Annotated in this window: 16 protein-coding genes and 1 pseudogene; 13 read left to right on the forward strand and 4 right to left on the reverse strand. The window is 66.9% G+C overall.

What is annotated here, in order from left to right:
* Positions 1-3: 3 nt before the first annotated feature.
* Genes A5707_RS09935 through A5707_RS09950 form a run of 4 tightly spaced genes read left to right on the forward strand, consistent with a single transcriptional unit; the run spans position 4 to position 2,747 of the window.
* Entirely contained in the window at positions 4-948 is a 945-nt protein-coding gene (locus tag A5707_RS09935; RefSeq protein WP_065014323.1) for a thiamine-phosphate kinase, read from the forward strand.
* Positions 949-957: 9 nt separating this feature from the next.
* Positions 958-1,248: a DUF1330 domain-containing protein gene (locus A5707_RS09940; protein WP_065014324.1), complete on the forward strand. Its 291-nt coding sequence runs from the start codon at positions 958-960 to the stop codon at positions 1,246-1,248.
* On the forward strand, positions 1,245-1,928 hold the full coding sequence (locus A5707_RS09945) for a uracil-DNA glycosylase (RefSeq protein WP_065014325.1): 684 nt from the start codon (positions 1,245-1,247) through the stop codon (positions 1,926-1,928). Before A5707_RS09940 ends, A5707_RS09945 begins: the two co-directional genes overlap by 4 nt.
* Before the next feature lie 39 nt (positions 1,929-1,967).
* Positions 1,968-2,747, forward strand: coding sequence for a DUF2127 domain-containing protein (locus tag A5707_RS09950; protein ID WP_065014326.1), 780 nt, complete (start codon positions 1,968-1,970; stop codon positions 2,745-2,747).
* Here A5707_RS09950 and rpmB read toward each other — a convergent pair.
* Entirely contained in the window at positions 2,744-2,938 is a 195-nt protein-coding gene (gene rpmB, locus A5707_RS09955; RefSeq protein WP_065014327.1) for a 50S ribosomal protein L28, read from the reverse strand. The genes A5707_RS09950 and rpmB overlap by 4 nt on opposite strands.
* A gap of 241 nt (positions 2,939-3,179) precedes the next feature.
* On the opposite strand from rpmB, the gene A5707_RS09960 reads away from it, so the two are divergent.
* From A5707_RS09960 to A5707_RS09970, 3 genes are read left to right on the forward strand one after another with little or no spacing between them, the layout of a single operon-like run.
* On the forward strand, positions 3,180-4,865 hold the full coding sequence (locus A5707_RS09960) for a DAK2 domain-containing protein (protein ID WP_065014328.1): 1,686 nt from the start codon (positions 3,180-3,182) through the stop codon (positions 4,863-4,865).
* Positions 4,866-4,867: 2 nt separating this feature from the next.
* On the forward strand, positions 4,868-7,087 hold the full coding sequence (recG, locus tag A5707_RS09965; RefSeq protein WP_065014329.1) for an ATP-dependent DNA helicase RecG: 2,220 nt from the start codon (positions 4,868-4,870) through the stop codon (positions 7,085-7,087).
* Positions 7,084-7,803, forward strand: coding sequence for an HNH endonuclease family protein (locus A5707_RS09970; RefSeq protein ID WP_065014330.1), 720 nt, complete (start codon positions 7,084-7,086; stop codon positions 7,801-7,803). The genes recG and A5707_RS09970 overlap by 4 nt, the downstream gene beginning before the upstream one ends.
* Positions 7,804-7,822: 19 nt before the next feature.
* Here the strand turns inward: A5707_RS09970 and A5707_RS09975 are convergent, their stop codons facing one another.
* Positions 7,823-8,665 (reverse strand): aldo/keto reductase, encoded by an 843-nt coding sequence (locus tag A5707_RS09975; protein ID WP_065014347.1) that lies wholly within the window; start codon positions 8,663-8,665, stop codon positions 7,823-7,825.
* A gap of 5 nt (positions 8,666-8,670) precedes the next feature.
* Positions 8,671-9,504 (reverse strand): aldo/keto reductase, encoded by an 834-nt coding sequence (locus A5707_RS09980; RefSeq protein ID WP_065014348.1) that lies wholly within the window; start codon positions 9,502-9,504, stop codon positions 8,671-8,673.
* Here A5707_RS09980 and A5707_RS09985 point away from each other — a divergent pair.
* The 6 genes from A5707_RS09985 (at position 9,503) to coaD (ending at position 16,525) form a co-directional block, all read left to right on the forward strand.
* Entirely contained in the window at positions 9,503-10,570 is a 1,068-nt protein-coding gene (locus A5707_RS09985; protein WP_082969371.1) for an alpha/beta hydrolase, read from the forward strand. The genes A5707_RS09980 and A5707_RS09985 overlap by 2 nt on opposite strands.
* Positions 10,571-10,690: 120 nt before the next feature.
* On the forward strand, positions 10,691-11,446 hold the full coding sequence (locus A5707_RS09990) for a DsbA family protein (RefSeq protein ID WP_065014332.1): 756 nt from the start codon (positions 10,691-10,693) through the stop codon (positions 11,444-11,446).
* On the forward strand, positions 11,443-12,069 hold the full coding sequence (locus A5707_RS09995; protein ID WP_065014333.1) for a vitamin K epoxide reductase family protein: 627 nt from the start codon (positions 11,443-11,445) through the stop codon (positions 12,067-12,069). Before A5707_RS09990 ends, A5707_RS09995 begins: the two co-directional genes overlap by 4 nt.
* Positions 12,070-12,084: 15 nt before the next feature.
* On the forward strand, positions 12,085-15,468 hold the full coding sequence (locus A5707_RS10000) for a pyruvate carboxylase (protein WP_065014334.1): 3,384 nt from the start codon (positions 12,085-12,087) through the stop codon (positions 15,466-15,468).
* Positions 15,465-16,019, forward strand: coding sequence for a 16S rRNA (guanine(966)-N(2))-methyltransferase RsmD (gene rsmD / locus A5707_RS10005; RefSeq protein ID WP_065014335.1), 555 nt, complete (start codon positions 15,465-15,467; stop codon positions 16,017-16,019). The genes A5707_RS10000 and rsmD overlap by 4 nt, the downstream gene beginning before the upstream one ends.
* Positions 16,020-16,042: 23 nt before the next feature.
* On the forward strand, positions 16,043-16,525 hold the full coding sequence (gene coaD / locus A5707_RS10010) for a pantetheine-phosphate adenylyltransferase (protein WP_065014336.1): 483 nt from the start codon (positions 16,043-16,045) through the stop codon (positions 16,523-16,525).
* A 4-nt stretch (positions 16,526-16,529) separates the two neighbouring features.
* Here the strand turns inward: coaD and A5707_RS24930 are convergent.
* Positions 16,530-16,673 (reverse strand): annotated as a pseudogene (locus tag A5707_RS24930) (hypothetical protein); the annotation flags it as partial.

Here is a 16,673-nt window from a genome sequence, read left to right on the forward strand (position 1 = left end):
GGCGTGAGCACGCTGGGCGAGTTGGGCGAATTCGCGGTGATCGGCCAGCTGGTCCGGGGCCGCGGGCAGCCAGACGCCGTTGCTCTGGGCCCGGGCGACGACGCCGCGGTGGTGCTCGCCGGCGACGGGCGAGTCGCAGTGTCAACGGACATGCTCGTGGAGGGGCGACACTTCCGGCTGGACTGGTCGACACCCCACGACGTGGGCCGCAAAGCCGTGGCTCAGAACGCCGCCGACATCGAGGCGATGGGTGGACGGCCAAGCGCGTTCGTCATCGGTTTCGGCGCACCACCGCAAACACCCGCCGCCGACGTCAGCGCGCTGGCGGATGGGATGTGGCAGGAGGCCGAACGGGTGGGCGCCGGCATCGCCGGTGGAGATCTGGTCAGCTGCCCGCAGTGGGTGGTGGCGGTGACGGTGCTCGGTGATCTGGGCGGGCGCGCGTCGGTGCGGCGCGCTGGGGCGCGGCCCGGGTCGCGCATCGCCGTCGCCGGTCAGCTGGGGCGGTCGGCAGCCGGATATGCGCTGTGGCACAACGGTATTGAAGGTTTCGATGACTTGCGGCGGCGGCATCTGGTGCCGCAACCGCCCTACGGGCAGGGCCGCGCCGCCGCCGAGGCCGGCGCCGAGGCGATGATCGACGTCTCCGACGGTCTGGTAGCCGACGTGGGCCACCTCGCCGAATCGTCGGGCGTAGGTGTCGACTTGGACACCGACGCACTGTCGGCCGACCGCGACGCGGTGTCGGCCGCCGCCGAGGCCGTCGGCGCCGACCCGTGGTCGTGGGTGCTCGGTGGGGGAGAAGACCACGCCCTGGTCGCCGCGTTCGCCGGCCCGGTCCCCGCACACTGGCGTGTCATCGGGCGGGTACTCGACGGCCCGGCCCGCGTGCTCGTCGACGGAAAACAGTGGACGGGACCTGCAGGTTGGGAATCCTTCGCCCGTTAAGGTGGCGCGGTGACCGTCTATGCCATCGCCCAGTTGCGGTTCACCGATCGTGCCACCTATGACCGGTATCAGGCGAAGTTCATGGAGGTGTTCAATCGCCATCCGGGAACGCTGTTGGCAGCCGACGAGTCCCCGCGGGTGGTGGAGGGCCACTGGGATCGGGAGAAGGTAGTGCTGATGTCCTTCCCTGACGAGGCCGCTTTTCGCGGGTGGGCCGAATCGCCGGAATACCAAGACATTTCGAGGGATCGTCGTGCGGGTGCAGATACCGTGGTGCTGCTGGTGAAAGGCCTGCCGTGACCGCGCTGCCGCTGGCTGAGCTGGTCGAAGACGGTTGGGCCCGCGCGCTGGAGCCGGTAGGTGCAAAAGTTGCCGAGATGGGGCAATTTCTGCGCGCGGAGATCGCGGCGGGTCGCCGCTACCTACCGGCGGGCCAAAATGTCTTGCGCGCCTTCACTTTCCCGTTCGACGAGGTGCGGGTCTTGATCGTCGGCCAGGACCCGTATCCGACGCCGGGGCATGCGGTCGGCTTGAGCTTTTCGGTGGCCGAACAGGTACGGCCACTGCCGCGCAGCCTGGAGAACATCTTCGCCGAATACACCAAAGACCTTGGCCATCCCGCGCCGTCGTGCGGTGATCTCACGCCGTGGGCGCAGCGCGGGGTGATGCTGCTCAACCGAGTGCTGACAGTGCAGCCGGGCAAGGCGGCGTCACATCGGGGCAAGGGCTGGGAGGCCGTCACCGAATGCGCCATCCGCGCGCTGGTGAATCGGCACAAACCGATGGTGGCTATTTTGTGGGGCCGCGACGCCTCGACGCTCAAGCCGATGCTGGCCGGCCAAGACTGTGTCGCAATCGAATCGCCGCATCCCTCACCGCTGTCGGCGTCGCGCGGATTTTTCGGTTCCCGACCGTTCAGTCGCGCCAACGACTTGCTGACCCAGATGGGCGCCGAACCAATCGACTGGCGATTGCCCTGACTGGCTGCGGTTCCCGCCGCCGGGACTTAGCGTGCGGGGATGGTGGATTTCGCGTTGCGCTCATGCGGATTGCGCGGGCATGCGACGTTTGCGCCCGATGAGCCGGCGCTTCGGGAGCGGCTGAAGGTCGACACTCCTGTCGGGGAGGCATGGCGCTGTCTGCGATGCGAAACTTTCGTGGTTGGCCCGCCGCGCCGCCGCGGTCCGGCAGACACCGCACCAGAAGTGCCGCGCGGGCGACTGTCGCGCGACCGGACCTTGATGCGGGCGCTCGCGGTGGAACGCGCGATTCGCGGCATCATCGTGTTGCTCGTGGCGGGCGGTGTGCTCAAGGTCCGCGGCTCACGCGAACGGTTGCACCAGGCCTTCGAGCAGGATCTCCCACTCCTTCGCCCGCTGGCCAACCAACTCGGCTGGGACCCGGACAACTCGAGAATCGTTCGCCACATCGGTCACGTGCTCACGCTGTCGTCGTCGACGTTGCTGTTGATCGTGCTCGGGCTCGCCGCCTATGCCCTGATCGAGTTCGTCGAAGCCGTCGGATTGTGGCTGGTGCAACGGTGGGGCGAGTACTTCGCGGTGATCGCGACCAGCGTTTTTCTTCCGCTGGAAATTTACGAACTCACCGAGAAGGTGACGGCGCTGCGAGTAGCCGCGCTGCTGGTCAACATCGTCGCGGTGATCTGGCTGCTGTGGAGCAAACGACTGTTCGGACTCAACGGCGGCGGGGCGGCCTACCACAAAGAACATCGAGAAGAGAGCCTGCTGACCGTCGAACGTGCCGGTCTACAGGAAGCGGGCCGGACCGAGGGCAACTAGCCGCGGCTGACTTTGCCCGCCTTGATGCACGAGGTGCACACGTTGAGCCGCTGCTTGTTCCCGCCGGGGCGGGTCACGGCGCGCACGGTCTGGATGTTGGGATCCCAGCGACGGCTGGTCCGGCGATGCGAGTGCGACACCGACTTGCCGAAACCGGGGCCCTTCCCGCAGATGTCACAGACGGCGGCCATGCGTATAACTCCTCAAGTCTCTTGGGCCGGGACCTGGTGGCCCTGCTCCTCCTCAGGCCGTTCCGGCCTGCATCGTCGCAGCGCGCAACCTACGACGGGTGGCCCCCACAACCTGGCCAGAATAGCCGCCGTGCGGCGTTAGCGCCAAAACGACCAACAACCCCGGGACACCTTATGACCAGTCCTGTCGCCGTCACTGGCTAGGCTTGCGCCCACCGGAGGAGGCGGGAGGAGGTGACCGATGGGCTCGCAGGTGGACGCATCGGGGCGCCTGCTGGACGCCTCTGCCCTGCGAGACTGGGCGCACACCGCGGTCAGCGACTTGATCACCCACATCGACGAGATCAACCGGCTCAACGTGTTTCCCGTCGCCGATTCCGACACCGGCACCAACATGCTGTTCACCATGCGCTCCGCGCTGGCCGAGGCCAACACCGAAGCCGGCTCCGGCGACGTATCGCGAGTAGCGGCGGCGCTGTCGGCCGGCGCCCTGAACGGCGCCCGCGGCAACTCCGGAGTGATCCTGTCCCAGATCCTGCGCGGCATCGCCGACGTCACCGCGGCCGCGGCCGCCGAGACCGAAGGTGAGCTGCGCCACATCGACACGGCGGTTCTCGGCTCGGCGTTGCGGCACGGGGTCGCCCTGGTCGTCGCCTCGATGGGCGGGCAAGAGGTTGCCGGCACGATCGTCTCGGTGCTGCAGGCCGCCGCAGGCGCCGTCGAGCAGTGCGCGGACGCCGGAGAGGGGCTGGCCCGCGCCACCAGCGCCGCCGGGGACGCCGCGGTGATCGCATTGGAGAAGACCCCGGAGCAGCTCGACGTGCTGGGCAACGCCGGCGTGGTCGACGCCGGTGGCCGCGGTTTGCTGGTTCTGCTGGATGCGTTGCACTCCACCATCACCGGCCAGGCGTCTGCCCGCACCGTGTACGAGCCATCACCGCGCCGGGCATCGACCGAGCCCGTCGCCGAACAGCGCGCTCCGAAGTTCGAGGTGATGTACCTGTTGGAGGGGTGCGACGGCGCCGCCGCGGATGCGCTGCGAGACCGCCTCGGGGAGCTCGGTGATTCGGTGGCGATCGCCACCTCGGCGTCGGAGGCCTCGGATGCCGTCGGCGGCTACTCGGTACACGTGCACACCGACGATGCCGGCGCCGCTGTCGAGGCGGGCCTGGCATTCGGCAGGCCGCGCCGGATCCAGATCTCGGCGCTGACCGGCGGCGCGACCGGGGTACCTCCGGGCAGCTGGACCCGGGAACGGGCCGTGCTGGCCGTCGTCGACGGAGACGGCGCAGCCCAGTTGTTCGCCGGGGAGGGCGCCTGTGTGTTGCGGCCCGACCCCGATGCCGCCGACCCATCCACGGTCGTCAGTGCCCAGCAGCTGCTGCGTGCGGTGGTGGACACCGGCGCGGCCCAAGTGATGGTGTTGCCCAACGGATATGTGGCCGCCGAGGAACTGGTCGCCGGCTGCACGGCCGCCATCGGCTGGGGCATCGACGTGGTGCCGTTGCCAACCGGGTCGATGGTGCAGGGGCTGGCCGCGCTCGCGGTGCATGAGCCCGGCCGGCCGGCCGTCGACGACGGTTACACCATGGCCCACGCGGCCGGCGGCGCCCGGCACGGCTCGGTGCGCATTGCCACCGAAAAGGCGTTGACGTTCGCCGGTCCCTGCGAGCCCGGCGACGGCCTGGGCATCGCGGGCGACGAGGTGCTGATCGTGGCCCCCGACATTGCCGCGGCGGCAATCGGTTTGATTGATCTGCTGCTGGCAGCCGGCGGCGAGCTGGTGACGGTATTGACCGGCGCCGCTGTCGACGCCGCTATCGGGCATGCCCTCCAACAGCATGTCCACGACGACCATCCCGGCACCGAACTGGTGACCTACCGCACCGAGCATCGGGGTGACGCGCTGCTGATCGGGGTGGAGTAGCGATGGCGGTGCTGACCGACCGACTCGATTACGTTCTCGGCGCCAAAGCCGCCGGGCCGCTCGACGACGTGTTCGGTATCCGCACCGTCGACGACCTGTTGCGGCACTACCCGCGCAGCTATATCGAAGGCACGACGGTTCGTGGTGTCGGCCCGGAACGGCCGCCGGCGGGCGAGCACGTCACGCTCGTCGACACGATCACCGCCGCGGAGACACGGTGGACGACCAAGACGCCCAAGAAGAAGTATTTGGTCATCACCATCGGGTCCGGGCGAAACAAGGTGACCGCAACGTTCTTCAACGTCAAGAAGTGGACCGAGCAGCGGCTCGCCGAAGGAGCGCGGGTCATGCTGTCCGGGGAGGTGGGGTATTTCCGGAAGGCCATGCAACTCACCCACCCCGACTTCCTCGTGCTGGACTCCCCGGACGGCAAAGACCACGGCAGCAGGTCACTGCGCAGGATCGCCGAGGCGTCGCAAGCGGTCAGCGGCGAGGTGCTGCAGTCGGCGTTCGAGCGGGCGTTTTACCCGATCTATCCGGCTAGCACGAAAGTGCAGAGCTGGGACATCTACTCGTGCGTGCGTCAGGTGCTCGCGGTGCTCGATCCCATCCCCGACCCACTGCCTGACGTGGTGCTCGCCGAGCACGGTCTGATCTCCGAGGACCGTGCGCTGCGGGCGATTCATCTCGCCGAGGACGAAGCCGAGCGGCGACGTGCCCGGCAGCGACTGACGTTCGACGAAGCCACCGGTCTGCAATGGGCGCTGGTGACGCGCAGGCACGGTGAACTGTCGGAATCCGGTCCGGCCGCGCCGCCACGTCCGGACGGCTTGGCGCAAGAATTGTTGCGGCAGTTGCCATTCGAGTTGACCGCCGGCCAGCGCGACGTGCTCGATACGTTGACCCGTGAAATCGATGCGACTCGCCCGATGAATCGGCTGCTGCAGGGCGAAGTCGGCTCCGGCAAGACCATCGTTGCGGTGCTCTCGATGTTGCAGATGGTCGACGCCGGCTACCAGTGCGCGCTGTTGGCACCAACGGAAGTCCTTGCAACACAGCACGTTCAGTCGATTCGCGGTGTGCTGGGCCCGCTGGCGATGGGTGGCCAGCTCGGCGGCGTCGACCACGCGACCCGCATCGGGCTGCTCACCGGGTCGATGTCGGCGGGGCAGAAGAAACAAGCGCGCGACGAGATCACTTCCGGGCAGGTGGGCATCGTCGTCGGCACCCACGCGCTGTTGCAGGACACGGTCGAGTTTCACCGGCTGGGCATGGTGGTGGTCGACGAGCAGCACCGGTTCGGTGTCGAGCAGCGAGACCAGTTGCGCGCCAAGGCGCCCGCGGGCATCACGCCGCACCTGCTGGTGATGACCGCAACGCCGATCCCGCGGACCGTGGCGTTGACGGTCTACGGCGATCTGGAGACGTCGACGTTGCGTGAACTGCCCCGCGGGCGACAACCGATCACCACCAGGACGATTTTCGTCAAAGACAAGCCCGCCTGGCTGGACCGCGCCTGGCAGCGCATCATCGAGGAGGTTTCCGCCGGCCGCCAAGCGTATGTGGTTGCACCCCGCATCGACGAGACCGACGACGGCCAGACCGAGGAAGGTCAACGACCTTCGGCCACAGCGGTAGAGCTGTTCGCTCGGCTGCAGCGCCGTGAGCTGGCCGGTGTGCGGCTGGGGCTGATGCACGGTCGGTTACCCGCCGACGAAAAGGACGCTGTGATGACGGCGTTCCGTCAGGGCGAAATCGATGTGCTGGTGTGCACCACGGTCATTGAGGTTGGCGTCGACGTTCCGAACGCGACGGTGATGCTCGTGATGGACGCCGACCGCTTTGGCATCAGCCAGTTACATCAACTGCGGGGCCGCATCGGCCGCGGCGCTCACCCCAGCCTGTGTCTGTTGGCGAGCTGGTCGTCGCCCAATTCGCACGCCGGGGCGCGACTGGGTGCTGTAGCCGAGACGCTCGACGGGTTCGAATTGGCCGATCTCGATCTCAAGGAGCGGCGTGAAGGTGATGTGCTGGGCCGCAACCAATCCGGCCGGGCTATTACCCTGCAGTTGCTGTCACTGGCTGATCACCAAGAAATCATCGAGGCGGCGCGCGGCATCTGTGAGCGTGCCTACGACGAAGACCCGGCAGACGCCGGGCTGGGCCTGCTGGCCGCACCGTTCACCGGCACCGAGCGCATCGAGTACCTGGACAAATCATGAGCCGGAGGACGCTGCTGTGGCTTTCGGCGATCGCGGCGCTGGCGGTGGTGATCGCCTATCAGGTGCTGGCGTCGTCGGCCGGTGATCGGGCAAAGGAGTTCGCCGCCCGCGCCGACGTCCCGACGGTGCAACCAGGTGTCGACGTGCTGGCCGGAATCGCTCTGGTGCCCAACCGAATCCATCGCTATGACTACCGGCGGGAAGCGTTCGGCGAGGCGTGGACCGACGACAACGACGCACCCGACGGGCACAACGGCTGCGATACCCGCGACGACATTCTCAACCGTGATTTGGTGGACAAGACCTACGTGTTCATCAAGCGCTGTCCCGACGCCGTGGCAACCGGCACGCTGCACGACCCCTACACCAACGCCACCGTCGACTTTCGGCGCGGCGCGCGAGTCGGCGCGTCGGTGCAGATCGACCACATCGTCCCGCTGGCACTGGCTTGGGACATGGGCGCCTACGCCTGGCCGTTTCCCCAGCGGCTGCGCTTCGCCAACGATCCGGCCAACCTGCTGGCAGTCGCCGGAAAAGCCAACGAGGACAAGAGCGATTCTCAGCCGGCGTTGTGGATGCCGCCCAACACCGCGTTCTGGTGCCAGTACGGCATGCAGTTCATCGCCGTGCTGCGTGGCTACGCGCTGCCCATCGACCAGGCGTCGGCCGAGGTGCTGCGTCAGGCGGCAGCCACGTGTCCGGCCGGACAGCCGTGACGGGAGATCCGACGACCAGCTACGCGCCGGTGTAGGTCAGCGGATCCTCGCGAACCCGGGTCCCGTCGTTGAGCCCGTTGAGGGCATCCATGTGCTCGGCGGCCAGCTCGAAATCGAACACGTCGAAGTTGGTCGCGATGCGCTCGGGTTTGCTCGATCGCGGGATGACCACGTTGCCCAGCTGCAGGTTCCATCGGATCAACACCTGCGCAGGGGTCCGGCTGTATTCGCCGGCAATCGACGTCACCGTCGGATGGTCCAGCAGCCTGCCGACAGCCAACGGGCTGTAGGCCTCGGTGACGATGTTTCGCTGGGCGTTGGCCTCGCGCAGTTCCGCCTGGTTGAGCAGCGGGTGCAGCTCGATCTGGTTGACCGCCGGTGTCACGAAGGTGAGGTCGGTGACCATCGACAGGTGTTCCTCGACGAAATTGCACACGCCGATCGACCGGGTGAGACCGTTGCCGCGGGACTGGATCAGGCCCCCGAAGCTGTCCACGTATTTGCCCAACTGCGGAGCCGGCCAGTGGATCAGGTACAGGTCGACGTACTCGAGGCCCAACCGCTCCACGCTGGCCTGGCAGGCCTCCTGTGAGTTGCCGAAGCCCTGATCGGCGGTGGCCAGTTTGGTCGTGACGAACAGCTCTGCGCGGGGAATGCCCGACGCTGCGATCGCGCGGCCGACGGCGGCCTCGTTGCCGTACACCGCCGCGGTGTCGATCAACCGGACCCCGAGCTCCAGCGCCGCCGATACCGCGCGTTCGGTCTCGTCGTCCGACAATTCCGCGACGCCGAGGCCGAGCACCGGCATTGTGTTCTCGTCATTGAGTAATACAGAAGGGACGGCGCCCGACTCGCCAGTCAACTCATTCACCTGCCTGTGAAATTGAAGGTACGTGGATCAGGACCAAGCCGGGTCCCGTCGTCGAGCGAGGAGATCGACGCCATCTGCTCTGCGCTGAGTTCGAAATCGAACACGTCGAAATTGCTCACAATCCGCGAAGGGGTCACCGACTTCGGGATCACGATATTACCGAGTTGGATATGCCACCTAATCAACACCTGGGCGGGCGTGTGGCCGCAGCTGTCGGCGACGGCGGTAATGGTCGGGTCGGTCAGCAGCGAGCCCTGCCCGAGCGGACTCCAGGCTTCGGTCGCGATGCCCAGGCGGGCGTGGGCTTCCCGCAGCGCGCTCTGGGGCAGTCGGGGATGCAGTTCCACCTGGTTGACGGCGGGCACGATGCCCGTGGCATCGATCAGAACCTGCAGGTGCTCGGGCTCGAAATTGCTCACCCCGATGGAGCGGATCCGGCCCTGGTCGCGGAGGTCGGCGAACGCCTTGAAGGTGTCGACGAACTTGTTGAGCTCGGGCATCGGCCAATGCACCAGGTAAAGGTCGAGATAGTCGAGTCCGAGCCGGTCCATGCTGGCGTCGAAAGCCGCCAATGTGCTGTCGTAGCCTTGGTCGGCGTTCCACAACTTGGTGACCAAGTAGAGTTCGTCGCGGGGCACGCCGGAATCGGCTACCGCACGCCCGGTCTCACGTTCATTACGGTAGGCCGCCGCTGTGTCGATATGCCGATAGCCGGCTCGCAGAGCGGCGCCCACCGCCTGCTCGGTGTCCGCAGGTGGAATTTGGAAAACACCGAATCCGACCGCCGGAATGCAATTGCCGTCGTTCAGCCTGACTAGGGGAGCAGCCATGACAAGAAGTCTGCCAGGCCGCCTGCAAAGCACGGCTACCACCATCGGCGCCAAGATCATCCCGTGGATCCCGACCCGCGCCAAGCGACTGCTGACCGGCGGCCGGTCGGTCACCATCGACGGCAACACACTGGATCCCACGCTGCAGCTCACGCTGGCTGCGCAACGGGCGGCCGGGATCAACGGCCTGGTCGTCGACAACGACCCGAGCGCCTCGCGGGCCCAGGCGCGGCTGATGTCCCTCGGGTTCGGTGGATCGCAGATCCACGTCGAAGCCAGCGATGTGTCGATACCGGGACCGGCCGGTGACATCCCGGCTCGCCATTACCGCCCGGCCAGCACTGAGCCGACGCCGCTACTGGTCTTCTACCACGGCGGTGGCTGGGTGATCGGCGACCTGGATACTCATGATGCGCTGTGCCGGTTAACCTGCCGCGACGCCGAGATTCACGTGCTGTCGATCGACTACCGCTTGGCGCCTGAGCATCCGGCGCCGGCTGCTGTCGAAGACGCCTACGCGGCCTTCCAATGGGCACACGAGCACGCTGGCGAACTCGGCGCCATCCCGGGGCGGGTCGCGGTCGGCGGCGACAGTGCGGGCGGCAACCTGGCGGCGGTGGTCTCACAGCTGGCACGCGACAACGGCGGCCCGGCGCCGGTACTGCAATGGCTGATCTACCCGATTACTGACCACACCGTTCCGACCCGCTCGCGCACCCTTTTCGCCGACGGTTTCGTGCTGACCAAGCACGATATCGACTGGTTTCACGAGCAATACCTCGGCGGTTCTGGCGTCGAACCGGACGACGCGCGGGTGTCGCCATTGCAGGCCGACAACCTGTCGGGCCTGCCGCCCGCGCTTATCGCGATCGCGGGCTTCGACCCACTGCGCGATGAGGGCGAGCGCTATGCGAGGGCGCTGCAAGCCGCCGGCAGCGCCGTCGACCTGCGTTGCTTCCGATCACTGACCCATGTATTCGCGAATCTGTTCCCGCTCGGCGGGGGCAGCGCGACCGCGACGGCCGAACTGGTCTCGGCGCTGCGCGCCCACCTCAGCCGGGTCTGAGCATCGGGCGCAACCGCCGGTACTCTAGTGGCGATCGCCAGCGCGGCGAAGCCGGGCGCAGCGGGTCGCCGCCGAAGGCTGTGGTGGCGCCGTCATCGACAACGGAGGATCAGCAAACCTGTGGCCGAGAAACCGAAACGCCCCGCCTATGACCTGAAAAAAGCCGGACGGCGCCGCGATATCGCGATCCGGACCGGGCTGACGGCGATCGTGCTGATCTTCGCCGTCGTGCTCGTCGGCTACATCGTCATCTCACACGACAAGAAGGGCGACCGGGAGAGCCGGGCGGTGCGGGTGACCTCAGGCGCGCTGGTCACCAAGGAGGGAACCAACGACCCTAAAGCCGTCGTGTCGTTCTACGAGGACTTCCTGTGCCCGGCCTGCGGCAACTTCGAGCGGACCTTCGGTCCGACGGTGTCGAACCTGATCGAGTCCGGCGCGATCGCCGCCGACTACTACATGGTGGGCATTCTCAGCAGGCCGCAGAACGACGACTACTCGACGCGGGCCGGCGCGGCAGCCTATTGCGTGGCCGACGAGTCCGTCGACGCCTTCGGCCGCTTCCACGCCAAGCTGTTCACCAAAGCGGTGCAGCCCGAAGAAGTCGGCGGCACCTACCCCGACAATGCGCGACTGATCGAACTCGCCCGCCAGGCCGGTGTGGTCGGCAAAGTTCCCGATTGCATCAACAGCGGCAAATACGCCCCGATGGTCGACGGGATGGCGTCGGCGACCGATATCCATGCCACCCCGACCATCCGCATCAACGGTCAGGACTACGACCCCTCGACACCTGACGCGCTGGTCGCCAAGGTCAAAGAGATCGTCGGGGATGTGCCGGGCCTCGATACGGCGGCGAGGCCGCCGGCGCAGTGACCACCGCGGTGTCGGCGCAACCCGGTGAGCCGCTCGAAGATTCGGCGCCTCGCGTTGCGGTCGCGGCCAGCAGCGCGTGGTGGGTGCTGGTCGCCGGAGTGGTCGGGCTGGTCGCCTCGGGGACACTGACGGTGGAGAAGATCCACCTGTTGATGAACCCGTCGTATGTGCCGTCGTGCAACATCAATCCCGTGCTGTCATGCGGCTCGGTGATGGCGACCCCGCAGGCATCGCTGCTCGGCTTCCCCAACCCATTGGTCGGTATTGTGGCCTTCACTGTCGTCGTGGTCACCGGTGTGTTGGCTATCGCCAAAGTGACTCTGCCGCAGTGGTATTGGGTCGGGCTGGCGCTTGGAACCTTGGCCGGGGCGGGATTTGTGCACTGGTTGATCTTCCAGAGCCTGTATCGGATCGGGGCGCTGTGCCCGTACTGCATGGTGGTGTGGGCGGTCACCGTCCCGCTGCTGGTGGTCGTCGGGTCGATCGCATCCAATGCTGCCGACGGGGGCGCGGTTGTGCGCGCGCTCTACCATTGGCGGTGGTCGCTTACCGCGCTGTGGTTCACGGCGCTGATTCTGCTGATCTTCACGCGGTTTTGGGATTACTGGTCGACACTTCTCTAGAACGAAGGGGCGCGTGTGATTTCCAAAGTGCTGGTCGCCAATCGCGGTGAGATCGCGATCCGGGCCTTCCGCGCTGCCTACGAACTGGGCGTGGGCACCGTCGCGGTCTACCCGTACGAGGACCGCAACTCCGTGCACCGGCTCAAGGCTGACGAGTCCTACCAGATCGGTGATGTCGGGCATCCGGTGCGGGCCTACCTGTCCGTCGACGAGATCGTCGAAACCGCCCGCCGCGCAGGCGCCGACGCGGTGTATCCGGGCTACGGATTCTTGTCGGAGAACCCCGAATTGGCAGACGCCTGCGCACGCGCGGGAATCACGTTCGTCGGCCCGAGCGCCGCGGTGCTGGAGCTGACCGGAAATAAGTCCCGCGCGATCGCCACGGCGCGCGAAGCCGGTCTACCCGTGCTGAGGTCTTCGGAGCCGTCGGCGTCGGTCGACGAGTTGGTGGCTGCGGCCGGCGATATGCCCTTCCCGTTGTTCGTCAAGGCTGTCGCGGGCGGCGGCGGCCGGGGGATGCGTCGCGTCAACGACATCGCCGCGCTGTCCGAGGCCATCGAAGCGGCCAGCCGCGAGGCCGAGTCGGCGTTCGGGGATCCGACGGTCTATCTCGAGCAGGCGGTGATCAACCCGCGCCACATCGAGGTGCAGATCCTGGCCGACACCCACGGGAATGTCATCCACCTCTACGAGCGGGACTGCAGTGTGCAGCGCCGCCACCAGAAGGTCATCGAACTGGCACCCGCGCCGAACCTCGACCCTCAGGTGCGGCAGAAGATCTGCGCCGACGCGGTCGCCTTCGCCCGCCACATCGACTACAGCTGCGCGGGAACCGTCGAGTTCCTGCTCGACGAGCGCGGCGAGCATGTCTTCATCGAAATGAATCCGCGCATCCAGGTCGAACACACCGTCACCGAGGAGATCACCGACGTCGACCTGGTTTCCAGCCAGCTCCGCATCGCCGCCGGGGAGACCCTCGACGACCTGGGTCTGCGCCAAGAGACGATCCGGCCACACGGCGCAGCGCTGCAGTGCCGGATCACCACCGAGGACCCCGCCAACGGGTTCCGGCCCGACACCGGACGAATCAGCGCCTACCGCAGCCCCGGCGGGGCGGGCATCCGGCTGGACGGCAGCACGCATCTGGGTGCGGAGATCAGCGCCCACTTCGACTCCATGTTGGTCAAGCTGACCTGCCGCGGCCGGGACTTTTCGACGGCGATGAACCGTGCCCGGCGCGCACTGGCCGAGTTTCGGATCCGCGGTGTTTCGACGAATGTGCCGTTTTTGCAAGCTGTGTTGGACGATCCGGATTTTCAGGCCGGCCGCATCACCACGTCGTTCATCGACGAACGTCCGCAACTGCTGACGGCACGGGCATCGGCCGACCGCGGCACCAAAATCCTCAACTATCTGGCCGACGTCACCGTCAACCAGCCGCACGGCGCGCGGCCGTCGACGGTCTATCCGCACGACAAGCTGCCCGAGATCGACCTCGAGTCCCCTCCACCGCCGGGCTCCAAGCAACGGCTGGTCGAGTTGGGGCCGGAGGGTTTTGCGCGCTGGTTGCGGGAATCCGCAGCGGTCCAGGTCACCGAAACCACGTTCCGCGATGCCCACCAGTCGCTGCTGGCCACCCGGGTGCGGACCCTCGGCCTGCTCACCGTGGCGCCCTACATTGCGCGGCTGACCCCGCAGTTGCTGTCCATGGAGTGTTGGGGCGGTGCGACGTACGACGTGGCGTTGCGCTTTCTCAAGGAGGATCCCTGGGAGCGGCTGGCGGCGCTGCGTGAAGCGCTGCCCAACATCTGCCTGCAGATGTTGCTGCGTGGCCGTAACACGGTGGGCTACACGCCATACCCGGAAGTGGTCACCACCGCGTTCGTCGAGGAAGCCACCGCAACCGGAATCGACATCTTCCGGATCTTCGACGCGCTCAACAACGTCGAGTCGATGCGCCCGGCGATCGATGCGGTACGCGAAACCGGTTCTGCCATCGCAGAAGTCGCGATGTGCTACACCGGCGACCTAACCGATCCCGATGAGAACATCTACACGCTGGACTACTACCTCAAGCTCGCCGAGCAGATCGTCGACGCCGGAGCGCATGTGCTGGCGATCAAGGACATGGCCGGCCTGTTGCGGGTGCCCGCCGCCACAGCATTGGTGAGCGCACTGCGGAGTCGCTTCGACCTGCCGGTGCACGTGCACACCCACGACACCCCGGGCGGGCAGTTGGCCAGCTATGTCGCGGCCTGGCATGCCGGGGCCGACGCCGTCGACGGTGCCGCCGCCCCGTTGGCGGGAACCACCAGCCAGCCCGCGCTGAGTTCGATTGTGGCCGCCGCCGCGCACACCGAACACGACACCGGGCTGTCGCTTTCTGCGGTGTGCGATCTGGAGCCGTATTGGGAGGCGCTCCGAAAGGTCTACGCGCCCTTCGAATCCGGGCTGCCCGCGCCGACGGGCCGGGTCTACGACCACGAGATCCCCGGCGGCCAGTTGTCCAATTTGCGTCAGCAGGCCATCGCGCTGGGCCTGGGCGATCGTTTCGAAGAGATCGAAGTCAATTACGCCGCCGCGGATCGGCTGTTGGGCCGGTTGGTCAAGGTGACGCCGACGTCGAAGGTGGTCGGTGATCTTGCGCTGGCGTTGGTCGGGGCCGGAGTCAGCGCCGAGGAATTCGCCTCGGAGCCGGCCCGATTCGACATACCGGAGTCGGTGCTGGGTTTCCTGCGCGGCGAGCTGGGCGATCCGCCCGGCGGCTGGCCGGAGCCGCTGCGCACTGCGACATTGGCCGGTCGTGCGCCCGCCAAACCCGCACCGGAGCTGTCCGCAGACGACGAGGCGGTACTGGCGCAGCCCGGGCCCAAACGGCAGGCCACGCTGAACCGATTGCTATTCCCTGGCCCCACAAAGGAATACGAATCGCATCGGGAAACCTACGGTGACACGTCGTCGCTGTCGGCCAACCAATTCTTCTACGGTCTGCGCCAAGGCGAGGAGCATCGCGTCCAGTTGGAACCCGGTGTGGAACTGCTGATCGGGTTGGAGGCGATTTCCGAACCCGACGAGCGCGGCGTGCGGACGGTGATGTGCATCATCAACGGTCAGCTGCGTCCGGTGGAGGTGCGTGACCGCAGCATCGCCAGCACGGTGCCGACGGCTGAAAAGGCCGATCGTGCCAACAGCGGTCATATCGCTGCGCCCTTCGCCGGCGTTGTCACGATCGGTGTTTCCGAAGGCGACAAGGTGAGCGCCGGCCAGACCATCGCAACCATCGAGGCGATGAAGATGGAAGCGCCGATCACCGTCCCGGCCGATGCGACGGTGGAACGGGTAGCGGTCTCGACCACTGCCCAGGTGGAGGGCGGAGACCTGCTGGTGGTGTTGCGCTGACCCGCATCATCGGAGGTATGGCCGGAGGCCGGCGCATCGCAGTGCCGTCGCGGGGAACTAGGCCAACCACCGATCGGGTCCGCGAATCGCTGTTCAACGTGTTGACAGCGAGGATCGATCTGACCGGAATGTCAGTGCTGGACCTCTACGCGGGCTCGGGTGCCCTTGGCCTGGAGGCGTTGTCGCGGGGCGCGGCGTCGGTGTTGTTCGTCGAGTCCGATCGGCAGGCCGCGGCTGTCGTCGAGCGCAATATTGCGGCTCTCGGGTTGCCCGGTGCCACGTTGCGCCGCGGGAACGTTTTCACTGTTTTGGCGGCGGGCGCTGGTACGCCCGTCGACCTTGTGCTGGCCGATCCGCCCTATGACGTCAATGTCCCCGAGATCGAGGCGCTACTGGATGCGCTGACCGCGCACGGGTGGACCGCGCCCGGCGCGGTCGTCGTGCTGGAGCGGCCGGCCGGCGGCACGCCGCTGTCCTGGCCAGCTGGCTGGCGGCCCTGGCAGCAGCGGGTTTACGGCGACACCCGGTTGGAGCTTGCCGAACAGTCCTGAGGTGGCGTGTAGCGTCGTGAGCCATGAGCGGCGCGGTATGCCCAGGATCTTTCGACCCGGTGACGCTGGGACACGTCGACATCCTCGAGCGCGCGGCCGTGCAATTCGACGAGGTGGTGGCCGCCGTGTTGGTTAACCCGAACAAGAAGGGCATGTTCAGCGTCGACGAGCGAATCGCGATGATCGAGGAATCCACCGCGCATTTGGCGAATGTCCGGGTGGAGTCGGGCGAGGGCCTGGTGGTCGACTTTGTGCGGTCGCGGGGCCTGACCGCGATCATCAAGGGGTTGCGCACCGGCACCGACTTCGAGTACGAGCTGCAGATGGCGCAGATGAACAAGCACATCGCCGGGGTGGACACGTTTTTCGTCGCGACGGCGCCGCGGTATTCCTTCGTGTCGTCGTCGCTGGCCAAGGAGGTCGCGTCGATGGGTGGTGATGTGTCGGAGCTGCTGCCCGAACCCGTCAACCGCCGGCTAGCCGAAAGATTCTCGCGCGGTACGTAATTCGCTACGGAACGTCGTCTTCCCCGTCCTCGCTTTCGCGGAGGAGTTTTTCGGGGTGGTGGTAGGTGTTGGTTCGGGGTTGGCCGTGGTCGAGGTGTGGGGGTGGGATCCATTGGGTGTCGCCGTTTTTGAGTTTGCGGGTGGTCCA

Source organism: Mycobacterium kyorinense (assembly GCF_001672775.1).
In the GTDB taxonomy this organism is placed as follows: Bacteria; Actinomycetota; Actinomycetes; order Mycobacteriales; family Mycobacteriaceae; genus Mycobacterium; species Mycobacterium kyorinense_A.